The 22,124-nt window shown below is 70.1% G+C and carries 20 protein-coding genes and 2 pseudogenes; 12 read left to right on the top strand and 10 right to left on the bottom strand.

What is annotated here, in order from left to right:
- The first annotated feature begins 69 nt into the window (after nt 1-69).
- Complete coding sequence (gene glpK, locus OG737_RS33230; protein WP_328929913.1) at nt 70-1,587, top strand: glycerol kinase GlpK; 1,518 nt, start codon at nt 70-72, stop codon at nt 1,585-1,587.
- Nucleotides 1,588-1,626: 39 nt separating this feature from the next.
- Nucleotides 1,627-3,339 carry a glycerol-3-phosphate dehydrogenase/oxidase gene (locus OG737_RS33225; RefSeq protein ID WP_328929912.1) on the top strand — a complete coding sequence of 571 codons (1,713 nt, stop codon included), beginning with the start codon at nt 1,627-1,629 and terminating at the stop codon, nt 3,337-3,339.
- 316 nt (nt 3,340-3,655) lie between these two features.
- Here OG737_RS33225 and OG737_RS33220 read toward each other — a convergent pair.
- Together OG737_RS33220 and OG737_RS33215 are read right to left on the bottom strand one after the other, a co-directional pair.
- A pseudogene (locus OG737_RS33220) lies at nt 3,656-4,178 on the bottom strand (SixA phosphatase family protein); the annotation flags it as partial.
- Nucleotides 4,175-5,005 carry a hypothetical protein gene (locus tag OG737_RS33215; protein ID WP_328929911.1) on the bottom strand — a complete coding sequence of 277 codons (831 nt, stop codon included), beginning with the start codon at nt 5,003-5,005 and terminating at the stop codon, nt 4,175-4,177. The pseudogene OG737_RS33220 and the gene OG737_RS33215, both read right to left, overlap by 4 nt.
- Before the next feature lie 852 nt (nt 5,006-5,857).
- Here OG737_RS33215 and OG737_RS33210 point away from each other — a divergent pair.
- The 3 genes and pseudogenes from OG737_RS33210 to OG737_RS33200 form a co-directional block, all read left to right on the top strand.
- A complete protein-coding gene (locus OG737_RS33210; RefSeq protein ID WP_405676467.1) occupies nt 5,858-6,238 on the top strand; it encodes a hypothetical protein in 381 nt (126 codons plus the stop codon).
- A gap of 589 nt (nt 6,239-6,827) precedes the next feature.
- Nucleotides 6,828-7,625: a polysaccharide deacetylase family protein gene (locus OG737_RS33205; RefSeq protein ID WP_328929908.1), complete on the top strand. Its 798-nt coding sequence runs from the start codon at nt 6,828-6,830 to the stop codon at nt 7,623-7,625.
- Nucleotides 7,626-7,706: 81 nt separating this feature from the next.
- A pseudogene (locus tag OG737_RS33200) lies at nt 7,707-8,421 on the top strand (transposase); the annotation flags it as partial.
- 423 nt (nt 8,422-8,844) lie between these two features.
- On the opposite strand, the gene OG737_RS33195 reads toward OG737_RS33200, so the two are convergent.
- From OG737_RS33195 to OG737_RS33170, 6 genes are all read right to left on the bottom strand, one after another.
- Nucleotides 8,845-8,976, bottom strand: a complete 132-nt coding sequence (locus tag OG737_RS33195) for a hypothetical protein (RefSeq protein ID WP_328929907.1) — start codon at nt 8,974-8,976, stop codon at nt 8,845-8,847.
- 249 nt (nt 8,977-9,225) lie between these two features.
- Nucleotides 9,226-9,936, bottom strand: coding sequence for a hypothetical protein (locus OG737_RS33190; RefSeq protein WP_405922361.1), 711 nt, complete (start codon nt 9,934-9,936; stop codon nt 9,226-9,228).
- Between the two features lie 2,046 nt (nt 9,937-11,982).
- A complete protein-coding gene (locus OG737_RS33185; RefSeq protein ID WP_405922360.1) occupies nt 11,983-12,219 on the bottom strand; it encodes a hypothetical protein in 237 nt (78 codons plus the stop codon).
- 64 nt (nt 12,220-12,283) lie between these two features.
- Nucleotides 12,284-12,490 (bottom strand): TetR family transcriptional regulator C-terminal domain-containing protein, encoded by a 207-nt coding sequence (locus OG737_RS33180; protein ID WP_405922359.1) that lies wholly within the window; start codon nt 12,488-12,490, stop codon nt 12,284-12,286.
- Nucleotides 12,491-12,794: 304 nt separating this feature from the next.
- On the bottom strand, nt 12,795-13,019 hold the full coding sequence (locus OG737_RS33175) for a hypothetical protein (protein WP_328929903.1): 225 nt from the start codon (nt 13,017-13,019) through the stop codon (nt 12,795-12,797).
- 574 nt (nt 13,020-13,593) lie between these two features.
- Nucleotides 13,594-14,031, bottom strand: coding sequence for a hypothetical protein (locus OG737_RS33170; protein WP_405922358.1), 438 nt, complete (start codon nt 14,029-14,031; stop codon nt 13,594-13,596).
- Between the two features lie 82 nt (nt 14,032-14,113).
- Between OG737_RS33170 and OG737_RS33165 the strand changes: the two genes are divergently transcribed.
- The 4 genes from OG737_RS33165 to OG737_RS33150 all read left to right on the top strand — a co-directional run bounded on the left by OG737_RS33165 (nt 14,114) and on the right by OG737_RS33150 (nt 17,483).
- Nucleotides 14,114-14,692 carry a hypothetical protein gene (locus tag OG737_RS33165; protein WP_405922357.1) on the top strand — a complete coding sequence of 193 codons (579 nt, stop codon included), beginning with the start codon at nt 14,114-14,116 and terminating at the stop codon, nt 14,690-14,692.
- A gap of 780 nt (nt 14,693-15,472) precedes the next feature.
- Complete coding sequence (locus OG737_RS33160) at nt 15,473-15,958, top strand: HPP family protein (protein ID WP_405922356.1); 486 nt, start codon at nt 15,473-15,475, stop codon at nt 15,956-15,958.
- Between the two features lie 161 nt (nt 15,959-16,119).
- Entirely contained in the window at nt 16,120-16,623 is a 504-nt protein-coding gene (locus tag OG737_RS33155; RefSeq protein ID WP_405922355.1) for a transposase, read from the top strand.
- Nucleotides 16,624-17,075: 452 nt separating this feature from the next.
- A complete protein-coding gene (locus OG737_RS33150; protein ID WP_328929900.1) occupies nt 17,076-17,483 on the top strand; it encodes a PPOX class F420-dependent oxidoreductase in 408 nt (135 codons plus the stop codon).
- 749 nt (nt 17,484-18,232) lie between these two features.
- Here the strand turns inward: OG737_RS33150 and OG737_RS33145 are convergent.
- Nucleotides 18,233-18,733: an ATP-binding cassette domain-containing protein gene (locus tag OG737_RS33145; protein WP_405922354.1), complete on the bottom strand. Its 501-nt coding sequence runs from the start codon at nt 18,731-18,733 to the stop codon at nt 18,233-18,235.
- Between the two features lie 138 nt (nt 18,734-18,871).
- Between OG737_RS33145 and OG737_RS33140 the strand changes: the two genes are divergently transcribed.
- The 3 genes from OG737_RS33140 (at nt 18,872) to OG737_RS33130 (ending at nt 21,418) form a co-directional block, all read left to right on the top strand.
- A complete protein-coding gene (locus tag OG737_RS33140; RefSeq protein ID WP_405922353.1) occupies nt 18,872-20,098 on the top strand; it encodes a sensor histidine kinase in 1,227 nt (408 codons plus the stop codon).
- The gene (locus OG737_RS33135; RefSeq protein ID WP_405922352.1) at nt 20,095-20,754 is read left to right on the top strand and encodes a response regulator; all 660 of its coding nucleotides are present in this window, start codon (nt 20,095-20,097) and stop codon (nt 20,752-20,754) included. Before OG737_RS33140 ends, OG737_RS33135 begins: the two co-directional genes overlap by 4 nt.
- A 364-nt stretch (nt 20,755-21,118) precedes the next feature.
- Nucleotides 21,119-21,418, top strand: a complete 300-nt coding sequence (locus OG737_RS33130) for a DUF6422 family protein (RefSeq protein ID WP_328929897.1) — start codon at nt 21,119-21,121, stop codon at nt 21,416-21,418.
- Nucleotides 21,419-21,689: 271 nt separating this feature from the next.
- Here the strand turns inward: OG737_RS33130 and OG737_RS33125 are convergent, their stop codons facing one another.
- Complete coding sequence (locus tag OG737_RS33125) at nt 21,690-22,040, bottom strand: extradiol dioxygenase (protein WP_328929896.1); 351 nt, start codon at nt 22,038-22,040, stop codon at nt 21,690-21,692.
- Between the last annotated feature and the right edge of the window lie 84 nt (nt 22,041-22,124).

Raw genomic sequence — 22,124 nt, 5'->3', positions numbered from 1 at the left:
GGCGGACACCGCCCGTCCCGTCCCGGACGACAGCCCCACACACGGCATCCCAAGAGGAGGCGGCACCCCATGGCTGACTTCGTCGGCGCAGTGGACCAGGGGACCACGAGCACCCGTTTCATGATCTTCGACCACTCCGGCAACGAGGTGGCGCGGCACCAGCTGGAGCACTCCCAGATCCTCCCGCGCTCGGGGTGGGTCGAACACGACCCGGTGGAGATCTGGGAACGCACCAACTCGGTGATCCAGAACGCCCTCCGGCACGGAAACCTCGACGCCTCCGACCTGGCGGCCGTCGGCATCACCAACCAGCGCGAGACGACCGTTGTCTGGGACCCCCGCACCGGCCGCCCGTACTACAACGCCATCGTCTGGCAGGACACCCGTACCGACTCCATCGCCGCTGCACTGGAACGCGGCGGCCAGGGCGACGTCATCCGCCGTAAAGCGGGGCTGCCGCCGGCCACCTACTTCTCCGGCGGCAAGATCCAATGGATCCTGGAGAACGTCGACGGCGTGCGCGAGGCCGCCGAGCAGGGCCACGCCCTCTTCGGCAACACCGACTGCTGGGTGCTGTGGAACCTCACCGGCGGACCCGATGGCGGTGTCCACGCCACCGACGTCACCAACGCCAGCCGCACCATGCTCATGGACCTGGAGACCCTCGACTGGGACGACGAACTGCTCGGCTTCTTCGGCGTACCCCGGGCCATGCTGCCCACCATCAACCCGTCCTCCCACCCGGAGGCGTACGGACACACCCGCACCTCCCGGCCGCTGCGCGAGGCCATTCCCATCACCGGTGTCCTCGGCGACCAGCAGGCGGCCACCGTCGGGCAGGTCTGCTACGCGCCCGGCGAGGCGAAGAACACGTACGGAACCGGCAACTTCCTGGTGCTCAACACCGGGACGGAACTGGTCCGCTCGCAGCACGGCCTCCTGACCACCGTGGCGTACCAGTTCGGCGACAACCCCGCGATCTACGCCCTCGAAGGATCCATCGCGGTCACCGGCTCCGCCGTGCAATGGCTGCGCGACCAGCTGAAGATCATCAGCGACGCCGCCGAGAGCGAGCGCCTGGCGAGCACCGTCGAGGACAGCGGCGGCATCTACTTCGTCCCCGCCTTCTCCGGCCTGTTCGCCCCGTACTGGCGCTCCGACGCCCGCGGCGCGATCGTCGGCCTGGCCCGCTATCACGACAACGGCCACCTGGCGCGAGCCACCCTGGAGGCGATCTGCTACCAGACCCGCGACGTGGTGGAAGCCATGGAGCAGGACTCCGGCGTCCACCTCGACGTGCTCAAGGTCGACGGCGGAGTGACGGCCAACGACCTCTGCATGCAGACCCAGGCCGATGTCCTCGGCGTACCGGTCAGCCGTCCGGTAGTCGCCGAGACGACCGCGCTCGGCGCCGCCTACGCGGCCGGGCTCGCCACCGGCTTCTGGCGGGACACGGACGAACTGCGCACCCACTGGCAGGAGTCCAAGCGCTGGAACCCCGAGTGGTCGGAGGAACGGCGCACCGAAGGGTACGAGGGCTGGAAGCGGGCGGTGGAGCGCACGCTCGACTGGGCCAAGGTCGAATAGGTTCCGGCCGCGCGCGCCCGCAGCACTGAGGAGGAGACCATGGTCGATCCGGTGGCCCTCTCGCCCCAAGCCCGCACGCAGGCCCTCGCCGGCATGGGACAGGGCGAGCTCGACGTCCTCGTCGTCGGAGGCGGCGTCGTCGGCAGCGGGGCTGCCCTGGACGCCGCCACCCGGGGCCTGAGCGTCGGTCTCGTCGAAGCCCGCGACTGGGCCTCGGGTACGTCCAGCCGCTCCAGCAAACTCATCCACGGCGGCCTGCGCTACCTGGAGATGCTCGACTTCCGCCTCGTCGCCGAAGCCCTCAAGGAACGGGGCCTCATGCTCCGGTTCCTCGCCCCCCACCTGGTACGTCCGGTGCCATTCCTCTACCCCCTGCAACACCGCGTCACGGAGCGCCCGTACGTCGGCAGCGGCGTGCTGCTGTACGACGCGATGGCCCGGGCCTCCGGCACCTCCGGAGGCCTGCCCCACCACCGCCACCTGAGCAGGCACCGGGCCCTGCGCGAGGCGCCTGCCCTGCGCTCCGACGCCCTGGTGGGCGCCATCCAGTACTGGGACGCCCAGGTCGACGACGCCCGGCACACCCTGTTCCTCGCCCGCACGGCCGCCTCGTACGGGGCGCTGACCGCCAACCGCACCCGCGTCAGCCGCTTCCTGCGACAGGGCGAGCGGGTGGTCGGCGCCGTCGTCACGGACCTGGAGAGCGGCGACGAGACGGAAGTGCGGGCCAAGCAGGTCATCAACGCGACCGGGGTGTGGACGGACGACACCCAGGCCATGGCCGGCACCCGCGGCCAGTTCCACGTCCGCGCCTCCAAGGGCGTCCACCTGCTCGTCCCCCGTGACCGCATCAACTCCCGCACCGGTCTGATCCTGCGCACCGAGAAGAGCGTGCTGTTCGTCATCCCCTGGGGCCGGCACTGGATCATCGGGACCACCGACACGGACTGGACACTCGACAAGGCCCACCCCGCCCTCAGCTCCAAGGACGTCACCTACCTGCTGGAACACGTCAACAGCGTCCTGGCCACCCCCCTGGTCCCCGAGGACGTCGAGGGCGTCTACGCCGGCCTGCGCCCCCTGCTGTCGGGCGAGGCGGCGGAGACCAGCAAGCTGTCCCGGGAGCACCTCGTCGCCCATCCTGTGCCCGGACTCGTCGTGGTGGCGGGCGGCAAGTACACCACGTACCGGGTGATGGCCAAGGACGCGGTCGACGAGGCCGCCCGCGCCCTGGACGAGAAGGTCCCCGACTGCGTCACGCACCGCGTTCCGCTGCTGGGCGCCGACGGCTACCCGGCGCTGTGGAACTCGCGGCACCGGCTTGCCGAGGGCTCCGGGCTCCATGTCGCCCGCATCGAGCACCTCCTGAACCGCTACGGCTCCCTGGCGCCCGAGCTGCTCGCCCTGGTGGCGGCCGACCCCGCGCTCGGCGAGGCACTGCCGAGCTCCGACGACTACCTGAGGGTCGAGGCCGTGTACGCGGTGACCCACGAGGGAGCCCGCCACCTGGAGGACGTCCTCGCCCGGCGCACCCGGATCTCCATCGAGTCCTGGGACCGCGGGGTGGACGCGGCGCCGACCGTGGCCCAGCTGATGGCGCCCCACCTGGGATGGGACCGGGCGCACCAGGACCGCGAGGTCGACCACTACCTCAAGCGCGTGGCCGCCGAGCGCGAGGCCCAGCAGCAGCCGGACGACCGGACCGCCGACGCGGTGCGGCTCGGCGCGCCCGACATCATCCCGGTGAACTGAACGGCCGCACGCGGGTGCCCCTATCTCTGGGACCATCAGTGGCGAACACGCGGCCGAGCTGGAAGAGCTCGGGATCGTGGGACACCGCCGACGCCGGCTTCAAAACCGACATCGTCGCCGCCCGCGCGTATCACGAGCTGCACGGGACCCTGGCCGTACCGCGGGGGCAGCCGTCCTCGACCTCGCCCTCGGGCAATGGCTCACCAACGTCCGCCGCCCCGGCGGGCTGGGCGAGGACCCGGGCCGCGCCCGCCGCCGGGCCGCCGAGCTCGCCGCGATCGACCCGCCTGGAACCCCCGCGAGCACGCCCAGTCGGCTTCGCGCCGCGGGGCACGACCATGTCGGTCAGCCGGGCAGCACCTGCTTCGAGGGACGCCCAGTGCCCTGACACGTGCAGCACCGCGATTGCGGACGTCGGGGACTTCGTACGGGTCTGCTCCAGCACGTAGCCGTCCGCCTCACAGGCAAGCATCAGAACCAGCTCCTGTACGCCGGGGTTGTGCCCGATCAGCATCAGCGTCCGCACCTGCGCGGGGACCTCCCGTACGACCCCGAGCAACTCCCCGGCGCTCGCCCCGTAGAGGCGTGCCTCGTAGATGACCGGCGCGGGGCGGCCCCGAGCTCGGCCGCGACGAGGTCCCATGTCTCGCGCGTGCGGCGGGTGGAGGAACACACGACCAAGTCGGGAACGCAGTCGGCCTCGCGCAGCCAGCGGCCGACCGCAGGGGCGTGTCCCAGCGTCCGCGCGGGGCGAGTGGCCGCTCGGAGTCGGGCACGTCCGGCCAGGCGGACTTGGCGTGCCGCAGGACGACCAGGCGCCGGGAGTCGCGTGAAGTCATGGCGTCGCCCGGTGCTGGCGGCCGACCTCACGCACGAGGTCCAGCCCGAGGACGCGGTCGAGAAAGGCGAACGTCTCGAATTTGGCTCCGGCCGGCACGTCGGCGCGCCCCGCCACGCCGACCAGCATGTCCAGGACGGCGTGAACGCCGAGATCATCGGCGAGTGCGGCATGCGCCTGCCGCAGGACGTCGGCAGGGATCGGCCTGGACGGCTCCTGCGCCCACTCGGCCACCTGTTGCCGCCAGTGCCCCAGCGTCCGCCGGGCCTCGGCGAGCGCGGAGCTGGTCACCGTGACCGGCGTGCGGTAGGCGTGGCCGAGCAGCAGCATCCGCACAGCCAGCGGATCGGTCCCCTCCGGGGCGAAAGCCTCCAAGAGACCGGAGGCGAGGAGACCTCCACGGACGGGGACGCCCTCGTCCGGGGGTGCTGGGCTGAGCCGGCCCACGTAGATCCAGACCCCGTCGGCGGTGTCCTGTCTGGGGGTGCCGTGAGCGAGCACGTGCACATCGGCAGCGTCGCAAAGCGAGTCGGTCAGATCGTGAACCCCGACGGTGGCGGGCGGGTGGATACCGAGATCGGACATAGCGCGATCGAGCGCCTGGGCTTGCTCATGCGGCAGGTCTGGCGTGGTGAGGACCGTCTGGGACGCCAGACCGTGCAGTTCCGCGGTACGTGCCAGGACGTCGCCGAGCAGGGGCGCCCGCAGGTGCACCGTGCCGATCCGGGTGTCGGTGACCGGCAGGTGGACGCAGATGCGCAACAGGTGACGGTGTGCGGAAGGAATTTCCACGAGGCGGCCGGTGCCTGTGTCAGCGATACGCAGCATGATGCGGAGGCTAGTCGCGCAAACCCCCGGAACTGGGGAGGACCTGACCACGACGCCAATGTTGTGGCATACCCCGCGTCACGCGGTCACGTGGCTCCTCCGCGAGCAACGTGGGCTACAAGCCCCATCCCGGACCTCGGCCACCACGAGAAGAGCCTCGGCGAACCCTCCCGCCGGGGCCCCTCTACTCGTGCGCCCCTGACGGGCCGGGCCGGGCGCCGGGTGGGTGACCGACCAGTCCGTGGCGGGCCAGGAGCCGACGTCCAGGGCATGCACGCTGGTGAATGGGACGGCTGCTTCGGCGAGGCGCAGGCGTGCGGCCACTGCGTGGTCAGCCCTGAATCCCATCCGCCGGCTTCGGGGTCGAGGCGGTGGGCGTCCAACAGGGACGCGGGCGCGGTGATCGGCAGCAGTGTCGTACCGGCATCCTCTCCCCTGCCACCGACAGTGCCCCAAGCGCAGCGGACGGAGCGCGCTGCCGCTTGGGCCGAGTCAACGTGTCAGAGCCGTCCATCCGCGCACACGGCGCTGCAAGCAAGCGTTCCTTCTGTGGGCGGCAAACGGGCATCGCCCGGGAAGTACTCCGCTACCTCACCACCACGGTCACCACCCCGGAGATCGCAGACCTGCGACCCGCTCGCCAGACCAAGAACATCACCCTCGCTGCCGGCCTGTCGACGGCGCTCGTGGGCGATACAGCCAGCGCACCCGTGACCGCGCGAAGCAGGGTTCACTCTTTCGACATACGCATATACGTTTCCTCTTGACCTGAACGAGTTACCGGGTGGATCACCGGGCGGGATGTGGAAGCCCAAGGCTGTCCCGAACATCGAGTGCCCGGAGAACGCCAGCATGAAATCCATCCACCCCCTCGCCCTGGCCGCCACGGCCGCCATCGTGCTCCTCGCCAGCGGCGTGACCGCCGCCAATGCACTGGGCTCCAGGAACGATCCGCCCAAGCCCGCTTTCCCCGCCAGCACCGGTGCCGCGGCGGCAATGGGCCCCCACCCCCAGTCCCGGGGCCCGACCGTGTCCATCCCCCCGGGAGGTTTCAGCTACGCCCAGGTGGACTGTCCGTCGGGCGTGCCCACCGGGGGAGGCGGCCGCACCAGCAGCTCACTCACCTTCATCACCGACTCGGCCCCGACCGACCGGGGCTGGGTGATCGGTGTGAAGAACACCGGCACCGCCACAGCAACCGCGACGCCGTTGGTCGTCTGCACCCTTCCCTAGATGCCCGCGCGATGCAGCGAGCGGCCCGCCGCCCCCTCCACCGGAGGGCGCGGCGGGCCGCCGGTTGCACCGGCACTGATCCCCTTCGCCTGCATCTGGCCCGGCTCCGGCTCCCGCTCCGGGGACTACCCGATCGCAGTCACCCCGCCGCTTTCTACTGCGCGAGGGCATGTGGACGGTCGTGGTCGGCGCGATCGCGGACCGCAGTGAAACCGAGGGACCACGAGCAGCCCGTCGACAGCGGTGGCAGGGCCAGTGGTCCAGTACTTCGCGGTGTCCATCGCAGGTGAGGGCAGCGACAAGAGCCGGTTCACCATGCTGGGTGCTCCGGCGGAGGTCGATGCCCCGGACAGCACGGGCAGGTCCCGGCGGCGGGCCAGCGTGGGCACCTGGCCCACCCACCCTCCTGATACTCCCCCGCCCGGTCGGCCGCAATGGCACGCAGCCGTTGCGCCCACTGCCGGAGTGACCATCATCACAGCCCGAACAGCGAAAAGGGGCCTTTCGGCTGAGAGGGACAAACCGTCGGCCGCCTAGCCTGGACGAGCAACGAGAGTCCGAAGCGCGAGGGCAAGGGAAGAACGCATCCATGAGCACCACCACCTCCGGAGGCCGCCGCCGGGCGCGCTTCAGCGTGACGGCGGCCGTACTGGGCCTGCTGGCCTCAGCCGGCGCACCAGCGCTCGCCGCGACCGGCGGCAACGGAGGCCAGTCCGCCGCTTCGCGCTCCGGGTCCGCACAGGCGCGGCCGCAGGCGCCGGAGGCGGCGATCGCGCAGGTGCCGGCCGGGATATCCCGCCTCGCTCAGGGAGCGGGCCACGACATCGCCATCACGATCGACGACGGCCCCGACCCCCGCTGGACCCCGCAGGTGCTGGAGGTGCTGCGGCGCAACAAGGTCAAGGCCACCTTCTGCATGATCGGCACCAAGGCCCAGGCTCACCCGGAGCTGGTCCGCCAGGTCGCCGCCGCCGGACACCGGCTGTGCGACCACTCCGTGGACCACGACGTCACGATGGATCACAAACCCGTCGCCTACCAGAGCCGGCAGATCCTCGCGGCCAAGGAGATGATCGAGAAAGCGGCCCCTGGCGTTCCCGTCGACTACTACCGGGCGCCGGGCGGTGCCTTCACCCCCGCGAGCCGTGAGATCGCGGCCGCGAGCGGGATGCGGCCCCTCGGCTGGAGCGTCGACCCCAAAGACTGGAGCAGGCCCGGCCTGCCCTCCATCCTCTCCGCCGTCGAGAAGGAGTTGCCCGCCCAGCCGACCGTGCTGTTCCACGACGGAGGCGGCGACCGTTCACAGACCGTCGCCGCGCTGACCCGCTACCTGCCCTGGCTCTCAGCCCAGGGCTACACCTTCACCTTCCCGGCCCGTACCCCGTAACCCCCTCAAGCTGGCCTGCTGCCTCATCGCCTCCCGACAGATCCAAACACTGTGTCGACCGCTATAGGCGCTTTCTGACTCTTGCACGAGCGGTTCGTGCACCGTTTCTCCAGGTCGGAGCCGCGTGAGGCGGCGTTGGCGTACGTGCGCGGGCTGATCGCCCCGCTGGAGCGGAAGAACGGCTGGGCGCTGGCCGAGGAGGCCGGGATTGCGGTCCGGACCGGATCCACCGGCTGTTGAACCGGATCGACTTGGACGCCGATCAGGTCCTGGACGACGTGAGGGACTACGTAATCGAGCACCTCGGGACAACTCCCAGATCGGAGTTTTCCTCGCCTATGCCGACAGTCACGGCCGCACGTTGATCGACCGGCGTCTGCATCTGCATCTGCCCACCTCGTGGACGGACGACCGCGACCGGTTCCGGGCCGCCGGTATCGAGGACACGGTCCGCTTCGAGACGAAAGTGGTGATGGCCAAGGCCCTGATCCGCCGGGCGAGCGCGGACCGGATCTCGTTCGGGTGGGTGACCGCGGACGCCGACTACGGTTTCTCCAAAGGCATCACTGGACGAGCTGATCCACATCGCGGGCAGCCGGTGGGCGGTCGAGGAATGGAATGCTTCCAGACCGCGAAGCAGGAGTGCGGCCTGGACGACTACCAGGTCCGCCGCTACGACGGCTGGCACCGCCGCATGGCCCTCGCCATCGGCGCCCACGCCCGAGCATCGACCACATCCTGCACTGGTCACACTGGCGCCGCAGACGACAACACCAAGCCCGCATCAGCCACTACAAACGACGCGGCCACACCCCACCAGAAACCAACAAACCACCACGACAAAGACCGTTGCAGTACTAGCCCGAACCTCGGGCTCGCCGAGCTGGCAGCTGATACTCGGCACCGGCAAGAGCGGACGTCCGGGCTGCGCTGATGACGGTCAACCAGACTCGCACGGCAGGCGCACCGAGCGGCCCGGCACCTCCGTTCGCGCTTCCGTGACTGTGCCTGTTCCGCGAACGGGAGGGGTTCGCCGGACTCCCGGCTCAACGCCGCTGACCTCGATAGACAGGTTGAAACAGTCTCGTACGGCGGCGGCCAGGACGCGGATTGCCTGCCGGTGAGCGCGCCGGGGCGCTGCCGCGGCGACGCGGTGTTCCGAAGGGAACGGCGCCGTCTCCGTCGGGCGGCGCAGCGGCACGCCGTCGCGCGGCGGAAGTCAGCGCTGGGCGAGTTCTCTGCAGCGGATCCCGCCGCCGGGGTGCCACTCCATGACCGGCTCGGCCGCGGTCCTGTGCTCACTCCACCAGAAGATGGAGCCGATGCCGACGCAGGCGTGCCGCTTGCACACGCACGCCTCCCCCGGGCCGGCGTATGCCACCCCGTCACGGACCACCCTGCTGGCGGACGACGTCAGAACGGGCTCTGGCACGGGAAGCGTGAAGAGGTGACTGACGGTGGCCGCGTGACCGGTCTGGTCGGCGGGTCGCGGAAGGCGGCCCAGTGCCGCGGCGGATCGGTGGCGCACGTGCATGCAGTCGGCCGGTGTCCCGGCAGGAGGGCTCCACGGCCTGGGTGAGGAACCCCTCGGGTTCTCGCCTTACGGGATGCGGATGTACGTGCAGGTCGGCCCGCGCTGGGTGCGTGCGTTACACACGTCGTCGGTTCCGTCGCCCGCGTTGAGGGCGACGATGCTGATGCCCCCCGCCTGTGGTGGCAGTGCCATTGGCATGCTGACGCGTTGCTCGACCGCGCCTTCGTCGTCAGGTCTGAGCTCACTTGAATAGTCGTCGACCGAGTCTTGGACGGGCGTACTCAGGTCAGCCCGCATGGGGGTCACGAACACCTGGATGGTGGCCCATGTCTCCACGCCGTTGGCGTGGACATCGAAGGTCACTCGCAGATGGGACCGCGGGCCTTCGATCTTGACGTTGGTGATGGTGGGCCGTCCGTTCCCGCCGGCGGCCTTGGCCGCGCCGATCACTGCCACGCTGAGAGCCACCATGTAGAAGATGACTCCGAGGACGAGAACGCCGGTCTCCCACAGATTGCCCCGCCGCGTGGGGTGGACGAGCAGGGCGACGATGCTGCAGACGATGGCGAGGATGGCGCAGAGCGAGGCCACGTAGATCGGCCATGACTCGTTGTTGAGGGCGACGAACACGATGTCGCTGGACAGCCCGAGAGTTGTCATGATCCCGGCAACGGTGATCAGCGCACCGGCCAGGATCTTGGCGACGTCATCCAGACGCTTTCCGACCTTGGCTTGGATTTCGTCGGGTGTCGGCGGAGCCTGTTGCTCGTCGCCCATGGTCGGCACCCTCATTGTGGCCCTCCGCGGCGTAGGCCCACGCAGCCGAGGTCATACATGGCCGGGCGTCCCTGATGGATACGGCTCCCTCGGGAATGTACCGGGACGTTTCCCGCGGACAGCGAGGTTGGGCCACTTGGTGGCGAGCCGTGGTTCGCTCAGGTGCCGGTGTGCAACTTGAGGGTGTGGTTGATGAAGCGGCGGCTGTGGTCGGGGCGGCTCTGTCAGCGCTCGTTGCTCAGCCGACGTCTGTGTGGTGCGCCGGGGCGCAATGCCCGGACGGGAGCGGCCCCGCTGGCCTGGGACAGGGCAGCGGCCGGCCCTCTTCCGCGGAATGTCCGCCCTCGCTCGGCACCTGCATGGATCAGCGACGCAGGAGCAGGGCTCCCCACATCGCCCGCGCGCCGTGGGAGCGGTAGGAGAGCCTCGGAAACGCCAGGGCAGTTCCGGGTGGCCCTCGGCCGCAGCGGCGTCCTCCAGCGCGGCGTCGACCAGGGCAACAGATCGATCTCGAAGAACTCCCCGACCTCCCCGTCCTGCCCGAACTCGCCCAGCGCCTCGACATCAGCCCCGCCGGCCTGATGCCCGGCTCCGACGAACTCTTCGAGCGCCCCTGCCACCGCCAGGTCGTCGACCGCCGGCCGGTCGGCGCCGACCACCGCACGACACCGTCAGTCACCGCTTCACGCTTCCCGTGCCAGAACCTCAGAACGTCAGTGGGAGACGACGCGAGATGCGGTCGATGACATGAGGCGTTGTTGATCGTCGGGGCATGCCGGGAGTCGCTGATCCGGTCGGATCAACGACTCCCGGCTGGAAGGTGTGTCAGCTGTCGAGGGTGGCCTGGAGGGTGATGGTCTGGCCTGCGCGTTGGATGGTGGAGGGAACGGTGGCACCGGCGCGGAGGTTGTTGATGACCTGGCAGTAGGAGCCGATGTTCGGGGTGGGCTGGCCGTCGACGGCGGTGATGGCCCGAGGGCCTGGCCGTCTCCTTCGCCGCGGGGTACGCAGACACGGTCATGGTGCGGTGGGCCCGACGGGGGCGCACACCCGCACGTCCGGGCCCACACATCCGCCCCGGCCAGTCGAACCAGGGCCGACGCCGGGTGTCAAGCCACGTATTCCGGTGACATGACGGCAGCCTTGCGGAGGGGCTCATTGGAAGCAGGCCCCACCGGGGAAAGCCCCGGACGATACGGGTCCGAAAAACAGCCCACCCTGCAATATTCCGCGGAGAACTCCGATGAACAGCATTTCCTGGAACCGTCGTATCGTGCTCGCCGCACATCCGTGACGCTGTTCGGCGCCGGCGTGGCCCTCCCCGCCACCGCCATGGCCGCACCGACCGCCCCACAGCACCACGTCACCCAGACCCCCCCACAACGACGGCCACGACCCCGACCTCCAGGACAGCGACCACAGCGTCCCCGGCGTCATGGGCGGCGACCTCATGGACCCCGACTACCAGCAGGGCCTCGAAGACGACGACCAGGACACCCCCAACAGCAACGGCGGCCACAGCCGCCGCGGCCCCACATCACTGAGCTCGGAGGCGACGCGGTGTCCGGCGACGACATGGGGCACGGCGGCAACGACGAGCCCGACGTCGACCTCACGCCCGACAGCGACATCGACTTCGACTGATGAGGACCGGCCCCCTGCCGCCATACCTGCGCGGACGTGCGCCGCCACCGCGATGCGCCGACCCGGGCCCGCCCCGGCGCAGCCCAGACCGGCGGCCAGAGCATCATGCGTCCGGCCCACTCGGGATGGGCGGCCACCGGACTCCGTCGGTTCATCAACGGTCCAGAACACGGGCCCGCCCCGGGTCGGCGCAGGCATGCACGGCGGCCGCGACCCGCACGCCACAAACCCGAACGGCGACCGCCCCGGGATGGGCCTACACAAGCGACAGCAGACCTTCACCGGGAAACGACACCGGCCCTCACCAACAGACGACACCCATCACCCAGCCCCGTCACCACGAACGATGCCACTCACACCCAGCGCAAAAGACCGTCGCCACCCACTGCCACACGTCGCTCATCACGACCACACCACCCGGCAGGACAACGCAGCAGGCCAGGCGGCTGATGAAGCCAGACTCTGCGCAGATCCAGTGGGCCGACACGGCACCTCCCGTACGTTCCGGTCGCGCGGCACCAGCCACTCGTCGAAGTCGGGCACGTGCGTCAGTCCCTCGGCGCGGCGGGCGCGGTCGTAGAGCGGGTACGGGTCGCGGTACAGCTCGTCACGCCGTGCCTGGTCGTCGTGCGACGTCACTGGGACCTCCGGATCACGGTCGGAACCGGGCGCCACCGCCGCGGGTGACCTCCGGTGCGCCGGATCATCCTGCCCGAACCCCGCCCGGGCCGGTGGGGCACAGGCAGCCTTTGAGGGCGTCCAGGTGTCGACGGAGTACCTGCCGGAGCAGCGTCGGCGGATAGCGGTCCGGCAGTAGCGTTGCCTGGAGGGTGAGTCCGTCGAGGAGGGCGGCCAGTCGCGTGCTTTCCAGTTCGACGTCCATGGCGGCGGGCAGCCCGCCGGCGCACACCTGTCCGGCAGTCGCAGGGGCCTCGCGTCCGCACCTCTGACCGCGCGCCGGCCCCGGCAGCAGGCCGATGACTCCTGAACGAGCCCACTTCCCGGACCAGACAGACCCCAGCAGTCGCGACCTCGGCGAATCCAGGCGGTCGGCCCTTGGCAGAGCGCGGGGACCTGGTACTGACGGCCGTACCGTCCCCGCCGACAGCCCCAGCGCCCCAGATGTCTACGTACTCGTCTGTTCACGTGTACGCCGACATGGCGCCCGAGCAAGCCGCCGGACTGGATAGCTGTTGGGTAGGTGCCCGGCGGCGTCAGATGTCGCCGGTCCACACCTCGGGGCCGCCCCCCTCCCAGCGGATCGGCCCGTCCTCGGACAGGTCCACATCCTCCAGGCCGGCCCGGCGCAGGAATTCCGACACGTCCCCGGGCGTGAACGCCCGGCCCAGGTCCGCGTCCACGCCGAGCGCGTGCACGGTGACCTTGCGGCCGCCCTGCGGTGACACGGGATGGATCACGATCTCCGTCTGGTCCGCCATGCATCCACAGTGCGGCGGGCAGGCCCATACTGCATCCGGAGTGGCCCACGTAGCTGCGTTCGCGTGCCGCGAGAGCACAGCAGCCCTTGACGTCCCCTCAGAATCTCTGGAGGGGAAGGCGTTTGGGGGAGGGCGGCCGGGACAGACGCGTGGTAACCGGAAGCGAACACCTCGCAGGTGGGTCGCTTTCGGGAGCGGGCCCCGCCGCATGCCGCCCTTCCCCCGGCGTCATGCGGCAGGCCCGCCCGCACGACGGGCTGCCGCCCGGATCCGTACGGCACCCGGACACCCCACGGTCTCGGCCCCCTCCCCGGCCGGGACGGGTGTCCGGCGAACCCCCGGCGTCGGCGCTCAGACCGCCGGCCCCGGGCAACGGACCCGACGGCAGCAGCCCGCCACATGATCAAAATCGATGAGTTCGGGAGTCACCGGCCGCCGCCGCCACGACTACCTGCCAGTGCCCGCCAGGCGGCCCAGGGCCAGATCCATGATGGGAGTCAGTGCCCTGCCGCTCTGCGGAACGAACGCCGTCCGCCCATGCCCGGAGTCGGCAGCGGCCGGGCGCTCAGCCCGGCTATGACGACGGTCGAGTGGGGACGCGGTGCGTACCGGAGTGCAGCGGGATGTGGAGTTCGAGCAGCCGGGCGAGGCGGATGCGCTCTCCGGGGCTGCCCCAGGCCTGACGTCTGTCGAGGAGCCGGACGGTGGCGGTGTCGAAGGCAATCCCAGTCCGGCGGGCGCGGGTGATGGCGCTGAGGTAGAAGTCCAGGTTCGCGTTGCCCGGCACTGATGTCGGGTCGGTTCCCGTGCCTCCATCGGGGGTGAGGCCGAGGAAGGCCGCGGCGAAGCTGGGCAGCGGGGTGGCTGCGCCGGGCAGCACGTTTCCGGTGGAATGAATCAACCGCTGTCGGCCGCGGTCGTCCCGCGTGTTCAACAGGGCCATCAGCCCGGTGCTGAGCCTTCGGGACAGCTCCGTGCGGGAGGTCGCCAGCTGCGGCTGCTGGAGGAGCAACTGCGCGTAGTAGGCGGTATGCAGGGTTGTGTTGGGTGAGCTCTTCGTTGGCGTTGACGTTCCGGTCCTGGTGGAGGGTCTCGTGCGAGAAGACGACCCGGAGGAGCCGGAAGTCCTCGTAACGGAACCGCTGGTTGAAGACGATGAAGGGCAGCGGATCAGCAGCGATGACCTGAGCGGTCGCGTCCGGATTCGGAGTGGTGCCGAAGACGACCCGCGAGAAGGCATCGCCGCGGATCGCCTGGATACTGGCCCGGGCGGGGCTTCCGGCCAGCGAGGCCAGGGCGGCGCGCAGGTTCGGATCCGGCACCACGGCGGTGATCTGCTCGCTGTGGAATACCGCAAGTCCCTCCTCGACTGCCCGGCTGCCGCGAGGCTTGAGTGTGGCCTTGAGCTGCTCGGTAAGCTCCCGAACGGTGATGCCGCGGGGCAGTGCGGGCTCCATCGGAGGCGCATCGGGATACGCCCCCGTGGTCAGCAAGCCGAGGTCAGTGGGCGGGAACGGCGGCTGAGCCAGGAGCCGCAGCGCCTCACGACCCGGATCTGCGACTTCCACATGAGCGCTGGCGGGGCCCTGATCAGCTGCTGCAGACGTGGCTGCCGCCAAGGGGGGGAAGAAAACAGCAGCGTCACCGCGGCCAGCGTCAGGACGGCAGCGTAGCGACGGGAGCTGAGTACAGTCATGCGATCTGCCTATCGCAGCCACAGTCACCAGCCGGGACCACCGCGCCTGCCTCGATCGTCCATTCACCTCCTGGCGTTGCCACCGGGCGGGCACGGTGCGCAATGGCGTTGGCAGGGCCGAGTGAGGAATAGTCAAATCCTGTGGGTCGGGGTGCCGGTCACGAATGCCACAGACCCCGGAGTTTCGGATGGTGGAGGCGTCATCCCTTGACGTCGGCGTACTCGTCAAGGACCCCACCGCAGCTTCGTCGCGGTCCACTCCGCGCCGTACCGGCACAGTGCCTCCAGCGACGGCGGCAGCCGATCGCGCACAGCAGGTGGCGTCCGCTCGATGTCGGGGGTTCACACTTCCGGCAGCACCTCCGGTCCCCCGCGGAGAGCAACCGTCCAGCCCCCGCTGCGAGCAATCGCCAGCACAACCCCCGAAGAGCCGCACCTGTGCGGTCCGAAGTCGTTACCTCCGCGGCGTTCGGGGGGGGCTGGCTACTGCACGGTTTGTCGGGCTTCGTATGATCCAGGGGAGTCACGGCCGCCCCCACACCGGGCCTCTGCAGTGTCCCCCCGTCCCTGCCGATCGCAGTGGCTGTCACAGCGGTACAAGCCGAAGAGACTCCTGCCCCTGCCAATCACCGCCATCGGGTCCCTGCCCGTCGGCCAATCCTCTGAAGACGTCATTTCCTTGAGCACCGACCGGACCACCACAATCCCGCCGTCACCACCCCCGCCCGACCGGCCATCCGCCCGGGCGCTGCCCCGCTTGGCGGGCCGCGCCCCCGCCCCGCCGACGCCGCGCGATGCCCTGCACAGCATCAGCGGCGCCACCGCCGTCATGCTGGCGCTGACGGCCATCGGCGCTGTGATCCACGAACCCGTCCTCATCCCCCCACTGGCCGCATCCGCCGCGATCGTGCACAGCGTCCCAAACCTGCCCCTAGCCCAACCCCGCAGCGTGATCGCAGGCCACCTGATCTGCGCCGCCGTCGGATACGGAACCCTCGCCGCCCTGGGTAGTGCCTCATGGGCGGCTGCCCTCGCGGCCGGACTCGGCTTGGCCCTGATGACCATGGCCCGCACCCCGCACTCCCCGGCCTGCGCGACCGCCGTCGTCATCGTCCTGAGAACACCCGACCCCAGAACCTTCGTGCCGCTCCTCGCCGGCTCGGCAGTCCTCCTCGTCCTCGCCGGCTGCGCCCTCTCCCGCGCCCGCTCCGCCAGCTCCCGCTACCCCGTCTACTGGTGGTGACGCTAGTACTCCAGCAGGATTTCGCTGTCTGAGCTGCGGGTTTGGTTGGGCGGCTGGGGTGTAGCGGGCTGCGGAGTGGTCAGGGGCGGTCTTCGACGAGCCGCCCCTCGATCGTGCGACAGCGCCGCAGGTAGTGGCAGCGTAGGGGGCAGCTTCCCCACGTGATCAGCGCACGTGTTGGCGAGCAGTCGAACCTGGAACTGGACGACCTCTTCGTGAACATCGGCCATCGCTTCGGCCGGGTGGAACTACGCCGCCGCATGCGTGACTACGTACGCGGCCTGCTCGCACCAGTAGCCCGAAAGAACCGCTGGCAGCTGGCCGAGCAGGCAGGCCACGCAACCCCCGATGGCCTGCAGCACCTGCTCGCCGGAGCGAAGTGGAACCCTGCCGACATCCGCGACGACCTGCAAGAACACGCCGCTGACAAGGTCGGCGAGAACGATGGCGTCCTCACGTGGCGCTCCGGCTCGGCCGAGGCCGGCTCGACCGTCTTGGGTCCGCCGCTGGCTCCGGCCCCAGTCGCCCAGCCCTACGGTCTCCCTACCCTCTGGCACCCGATCGTCCAGGTCCGTCCACACCCGACTTGCTTCCCGTGGCCGCGACCAGGCACCGTGGGGTGCAGAACCGACCGGGCAACCGGCGGACCCCTCGAATGCTGGTGACTTCGCAGACGGGGACACAGCAGCACCGCGTTGCGGCGCGCGTGCCGCACACCTCAGGGCAGACCCGCACCCGCCGGGCCGGCCCTGACGTCTTCCCGGCCCAGACCGCCCACCCGAGCAGCTCCGTAAGCGCACTCACACACCGCGCTGCCGGCCCCGCCGGGGCGGGCCTGCTCCATCAGCTCGGCATCGGCGACATCCAGAGACCGCAAGACGGAGGGCGGTCGCCGTCGGGGGCCTCGCGCGTCCGTGGGGTCCATCCGGGTGAACCGACTCCTGATCGGCGGCAGTCCCACCGGACTCCCTCGCCAGATGCCCCTAGCGGAATTCCGGGACACACCCACGCAGGCCGGCCGCACGGCGCAAGTCCTCGTTTGCCCGAAAACCAACAGCTTCCCCAGGATGTCCCTGCCGCTTAACCAGGAGCAGAACCCCAGGAAGGGAAGCCGACCATGCCCGCTACTCTCTCCGACGACCTGAAGAGGATCATCGACGACTCCCCGGTCTTCGCCTCCATCGCCACGATCCAGCCCGACGGCAGTCCGCAGGTCACCGTCACATGGCTCGCCCGGGACGGCAACGACCTGCTCATCTCCACCACCGTCGGACGCCGCAAGGAAGAAAACCTGCGCCGCGACCCGCGCATCACCGTCCTCATCAACCCCCACGATGCCCCGTACACCTACGCCGAAGTCCGCGGCACCGCAGGCCTCACCACTGAAGGCGGCCAAGACCTGATCAACCAGCTCTCCCGCAAGTACACCGGCAAGGACTACGCCGACTTCAACCCCCGCGCCGGCGACGACAGCGAACGCGTCGTCATCCGCGTCACCCCCCACAAGATCGTCGGCTCCATCTGAACCCACCCCACCGCCCCGACCATTCGGGGCGGTGGCCCCACCTCCACCCCATCCACCCCGGACAGCATGTCGGCGTCCGGCGCTGCAACCCCGTCAAAACCCGCATCGGGAGGCGACTGCTGGTCCCTGACCCTCCTGGGCTACGGAACCCTCCGCCCGCCGGCCGAGCCTGGGGCGCCCGCAGCCTGGCCCGCGCCCTGCTGCCCGCGGACGTCGCTTCGGTGATCGAGAGCGCCGAAGGGGCAGGCAGCAGCCACCGGCTGAGCAGACGCGCGCGGCGCTCGCCTGGCAGCGCGCCGCGAGCCTCGGCGGTAACGGCCTGAGCGACGGCCGCGCCAGCCGCGCCCTCGTTACTCAGGCGCGAAGTCCTCCACCACGGTGGGGGCCTTCTCCTTGCTCGCAACGGACCAGCGATCAGCCGCACCTACACAACAGTGGGTGCGGAGGGTCTTGGGAGCTGGGCCTGTTCGAGCTCCGTGAGGGTTACCGGACGTCTGAGGACCCGTCCGGGGGCGGCGGCCGGGCATCTCCCCGGCACCCGCGGGGCCATCTTTGCCTGCCCGATGCTGGGCCGGCGGGGCCCGCGTGCCATGCAAACGAAAACGGTCTCGTCTCCTTCCACTACGAGGAAGGAGACGAGACCCGGTTGAGCGCTGGGCAGGCCTTGCACCTGCATCCCCCCACAGGAAGTGGGGTGCCTTTCCTTGGACCACCAACGCCAGACCGACCACCCGGGCAGGGCGTCGAGCTCAAGATCGATGATACGCCACGATCCACCGCAACCGAGACCGCCCCGGCCCCGGTTGTGGCCAGGCAACCACTGCAGCCAGAGCTGCCTGGCCTGCTCCGGGCGCAGCGGTACCGCGGTTCCGGAAGGTCTCGCCCCGCCCGAGCAGTGGGTGCCCCGTTCGGCTGCCGAGTCGGCCACAGTGTGTGGGCGGCAAGCGCTCGGCAGCACTGACAAAATGGCAATGCGCGGCGGCGGTGTGGCCGGGGTGGACGTCCCCGGCGTCCAGCAGCGCACCGACGTGGTGCAGGCCGGCCTGTCGGGCGACGAACGGGCGCCCGTCGACGGTGGCCGTACCGGCTGTGGGCCGGTTCAGACCGAGGATCATACGCATGGTGCTGCTTTTGCCGGCTCCGTTCGGGCCGAGAAACCCGGTGACCGTGCCGGGCCGCACGGTGAAGCTCAGGTTGTCGACGGCGAGGACGTCGTCGTGGCGTTTGGTCAGTCCCTTGACTTCGATCATGCGACCCACCGTGCCTGGGCACCGTGCCGGGCCGCATCGACCCACCGGCGGTGATCGGCGCCGCCGTCTCTGCCCCCGGGCATACGCCTGTGGTCTGACGACCGGGGACACTGGCTTCTCTACGCTCGACTTGTGCCCGTGACCACACCCCACCCGCCCGCCGCGCCCGCGCCGCCCCTGCTGCAACGGCTGCCGCGCGCCGCGCGGGCGGCGCTCGCCACGTGCGCCGTCGCGGCGACGGCGCTGCTGCTGTACGCGGCTCTGGGCAGTGCTCCCGTGCCGGGCGACCCGGCCGGCGAGGGCGCTGTCCTGGCGGCCGCTTCGCTCGTGGTAGCCGCGCCGCTCGCGTGGGCCCGGCGATGGCCCGTCGCTGTGCTCGGGACATTGCTCGTCGAGGCCGTCACGGCATCGGCGCTCCGGCTGCGGGCCGAGCAGACCTGGCCCCTCCTCGCGGCCACCGTCCTGCTCGTCGCCGCAGTCGCGGCCGCCCGCCCCGCGCGCACCGCGCTCGTGGCGGCACTCGCCGCCCTCGCCGTCCAGGAGACCGTCCTGCAAGTTGATTTCCACCGCGACGGCGGATGGTCCCGCGTACTCGCCCCCGGATTCCTCGGGCTGACGGCCTGCCTGGCCCTGCTCGTCCTACTGGCCTGGCCGGCGGGAACGTACGTACACCAGCGGCGCGCGTACGACGAGGCGCTACGGGCGCACGCCGCCGAGCAGGCGGTCACGGCGGAGCGGCTGCGCATCGCCCGCGAACTCCACGACATGGTCGCCCACGGCATCGGCGTCGTCTCCATCCAGGCCGGGGCGGCGAGACGCGTCCTGGACAGCGAGCCGGAGCAGGCGCGGGACGCGCTCACCGCTATCGAATCCACCGGCCGCGAAACGCTGCGCGGCCTGCGTACCATGCTCGACATCCTGCGCCGGACCGATCAGGAACCGTCGTCCGAGGGCCCGGAAGCCGCGCTCGGCGCAGAGCCGTTCGCGGGCCTCGGCGACCTCGACCGCCTGGTCGCGGCAACGGCCCGCGCCGGGGTCCGCGTGGGCCTGCGCCGCACTGGGCCGTCAGTCGACGACCTGCCGGAGGCCGTCGACCGTTCCGCGTTCCGCATCGTCCAGGAGTCGGTGACGATCGGCCGGAAGCCGCACGAGCTGTCCGTCGAGATTCTCGACGAAGGCGGGGCCGCGAAGTCCGGCACCGATGCGGGGGCCTACACCAGCGGGTACGGGATCCAGGGCATGAGGGAACGGGTCGCATTGCTGCACGGGGCGTTCCACGCCGGTCCCCGCGAGGGGGGTGGCTTCCGCGTCGCCGCCCGGTTCCCGCTGGACGTCGATCCGACAAAGGGAGATGAGGCCACATGACGATCCGTGTCCTGCTCGCCGACGACCAGCCGCTGGTCCGCACCGGACTGCGGATGGTCATCGACGCCGCGCCCGGCGTCGAGGTCGTGGGCGAGGCGGCGACCGGCTCCCAGGCCGTGTCCCTGACCAGGCGACTCGCACCCGACGTCGTCGTCATGGACATCCGGATGCCCGGCATGGACGGCATCGAGGCGACTCGGATGATCACGCAGGAGTCCCCACACGTCCGAGTGGCCGTCCTCACCACCTTCGACACCGACCAGCATGTCCACGCCGCACTGCGCGCCGGAGCGAGCGGGTTCCTCGTCAAGGACATGGACCTGGACGGCTTCCTGACCGCCCTGCGCGTGGTCGCCGCCGGCGACGCGCTGATCGCCCCCGGCGTCACCCGCCGTCTGATCGCCCGTTACGCCGCTCGTACCGCACCCGTGCCCGCGCCGACCAGGCGGGAACTCGCAGGTATCACCGCACGCGAACGGGAGGTCCTCACCCTCGTCGGACGTGGCCTGTCCAACCGCGAGCTCGCCGACGACCTCAGCATCAGCCCCGGTACTGCCAAGGCACATGTCGCAAACCTGCTCACCAAACTCGGCGTCCGCGACCGGGTCCACCTCGTCATCGCCGCGTATGACGCGGGCCTGGTGACCCCAGAGTGATGGATCTCGCGACTTCGGCTCGGCCCTGCCACACAACCACGCCTCAACAGCCGGCATCCGGCTCACCCACCAAGTCGGTGCAGTTGACAAGCCATCCCCGGTATCCAGTCAGGTACCGGGTTGACATGCCCTTGACCGCGATGCCTTCGACCCCGGACACGTTTGTCCAGGACTCCAGCCACTCCCGCGCCTTCGCGGAATCTCGCAGCCGATCGGCCGGGAACCCGCGCGTTCTATCGGCATTCTGGCCGGTGGCGGGCGGGTTTACGGGTGCAGCGATCACTGCATGGGGGCGACGGCCCTCACCCTGACTGCCGAGATGAGAAGGACATGAAGCGGCGGGTGGCGGGGTGGCCGGACTCTGATGGGACTCCATGGAAGCGACCGGATCTGCTCCTCGCGCCAGTCGCTCGGGTTTTCAACGGTCACCGAAGAGCAGCAGAAGGTGGTGGACGACGCCACGGCGAGTATCGCCGACGCCTACGCCGATGCGCGGTCCCGGGTGTCCGAGGCAGGTGTGGACCTCGGCGGGGAGCCCGAGGGGACTCCGTGCCGCAAGTGCGGCTGCAAGTCCTTCGTGCTCGGTACTGGAGGCGGCCTCATTTGCACGCGCACCCACCCAGCCCCCTGCGGCCATCACTTCACGAGCCACGACGTGTTCTGACCGTCGTCGGCGGCGGTTTGGCCGCCCCTCACACTACGTTGCGTAAGGGCCCTGGGCCCTCTGATGACCTCCTTGGCGGCAGTGCCACTGCCTCGAAACGCCACACCCCCGTCAACACACTCAGATTGGACCAACAGCACTTGACACAACGTCACTGCCATCCCTCACTGACACGAACACGGCACATCGCACTTAACAGGCGACACGCCTCCCAACCCAGTGAAATCCCAATCTGAGCGTCGTGCGATGGGCCGAGTTGAGTGCGGTGGGGTCACAGCCCGTGGGCGACCGGGTGCAGCGGTTCGTATAGCGGAAGTTCGGCGCCGCTGGGGAGCCGGATCGCAGTCAGTTTGCCCCAGCGTTGTTCGCTGACCGGGCGGGTGATCCCAACACCCTTGGCGCGGAACTCGCCGAGCTGGGCATCAAGGTCGTCGCACATCAGGTAGAACTCGTGCTGGGGCGGGCCATCGGTCGGGTGCACCGCGACTTCGGCCGGGGGCAGCTTGAAGATGAGCCAGCCGCCGCCCGCGTCGACGCCGGGAAAGTCGAGGACGTCACGGATGAAGGCACGGTCCGCCTCAGCATCCTGGCTGTAGAGGATGACATGCGCACCGCTGATCATGGCTAGCTCCGCTCCATCGACGTGCTGGCGGTCGTGTCCCCGGCATCCTGGCACGCCAAGGTCAAGAAGATCTTCGGCTGGGTT

The sequence above is a fragment of the Streptomyces sp. NBC_00122 genome (assembly GCF_045160845.1).
Classification (GTDB): domain Bacteria; phylum Actinomycetota; class Actinomycetes; order Streptomycetales; family Streptomycetaceae; genus Streptomyces.
This window is presented reverse-complemented; position numbering and strand designations above follow the sequence as displayed.

Excerpts from the sequence above, each read along its gene's own strand:
- glpK (WP_328929913.1), top strand. The coding sequence starts at position 70 with ATGGCTGACTTCGTCGGCGCAGTGGACCAGGGGACCACGAGCACCCGT.
- OG737_RS33225 (WP_328929912.1), top strand. The coding sequence starts at position 1,627 with ATGGTCGATCCGGTGGCCCTCTCGCCCCAAGCCCGCACGCAGGCCCTC.
- OG737_RS33215 (WP_328929911.1), bottom strand. The coding sequence starts at position 5,005 with ATGCTGCGTATCGCTGACACAGGCACCGGCCGCCTCGTGGAAATTCCT.
- OG737_RS33210 (WP_405676467.1), top strand. The coding sequence starts at position 5,858 with ATGAAATCCATCCACCCCCTCGCCCTGGCCGCCACGGCCGCCATCGTG.
- OG737_RS33205 (WP_328929908.1), top strand. The coding sequence starts at position 6,828 with ATGAGCACCACCACCTCCGGAGGCCGCCGCCGGGCGCGCTTCAGCGTG.
- OG737_RS33190 (WP_405922361.1), bottom strand. The coding sequence starts at position 9,936 with ATGGGCGACGAGCAACAGGCTCCGCCGACACCCGACGAAATCCAAGCC.
- OG737_RS33175 (WP_328929903.1), bottom strand. The coding sequence starts at position 13,019 with ATGGCGGACCAGACGGAGATCGTGATCCATCCCGTGTCACCGCAGGGC.
- OG737_RS33150 (WP_328929900.1), top strand. The coding sequence starts at position 17,076 with ATGCCCGCTACTCTCTCCGACGACCTGAAGAGGATCATCGACGACTCC.
- OG737_RS33145 (WP_405922354.1), bottom strand. The coding sequence starts at position 18,733 with ATGATCGAAGTCAAGGGACTGACCAAACGCCACGACGACGTCCTCGCC.
- OG737_RS33135 (WP_405922352.1), top strand. The coding sequence starts at position 20,095 with ATGACGATCCGTGTCCTGCTCGCCGACGACCAGCCGCTGGTCCGCACC.
- OG737_RS33130 (WP_328929897.1), top strand. The coding sequence starts at position 21,119 with ATGGGACTCCATGGAAGCGACCGGATCTGCTCCTCGCGCCAGTCGCTC.
- OG737_RS33125 (WP_328929896.1), bottom strand. The coding sequence starts at position 22,040 with ATGATCAGCGGTGCGCATGTCATCCTCTACAGCCAGGATGCTGAGGCG.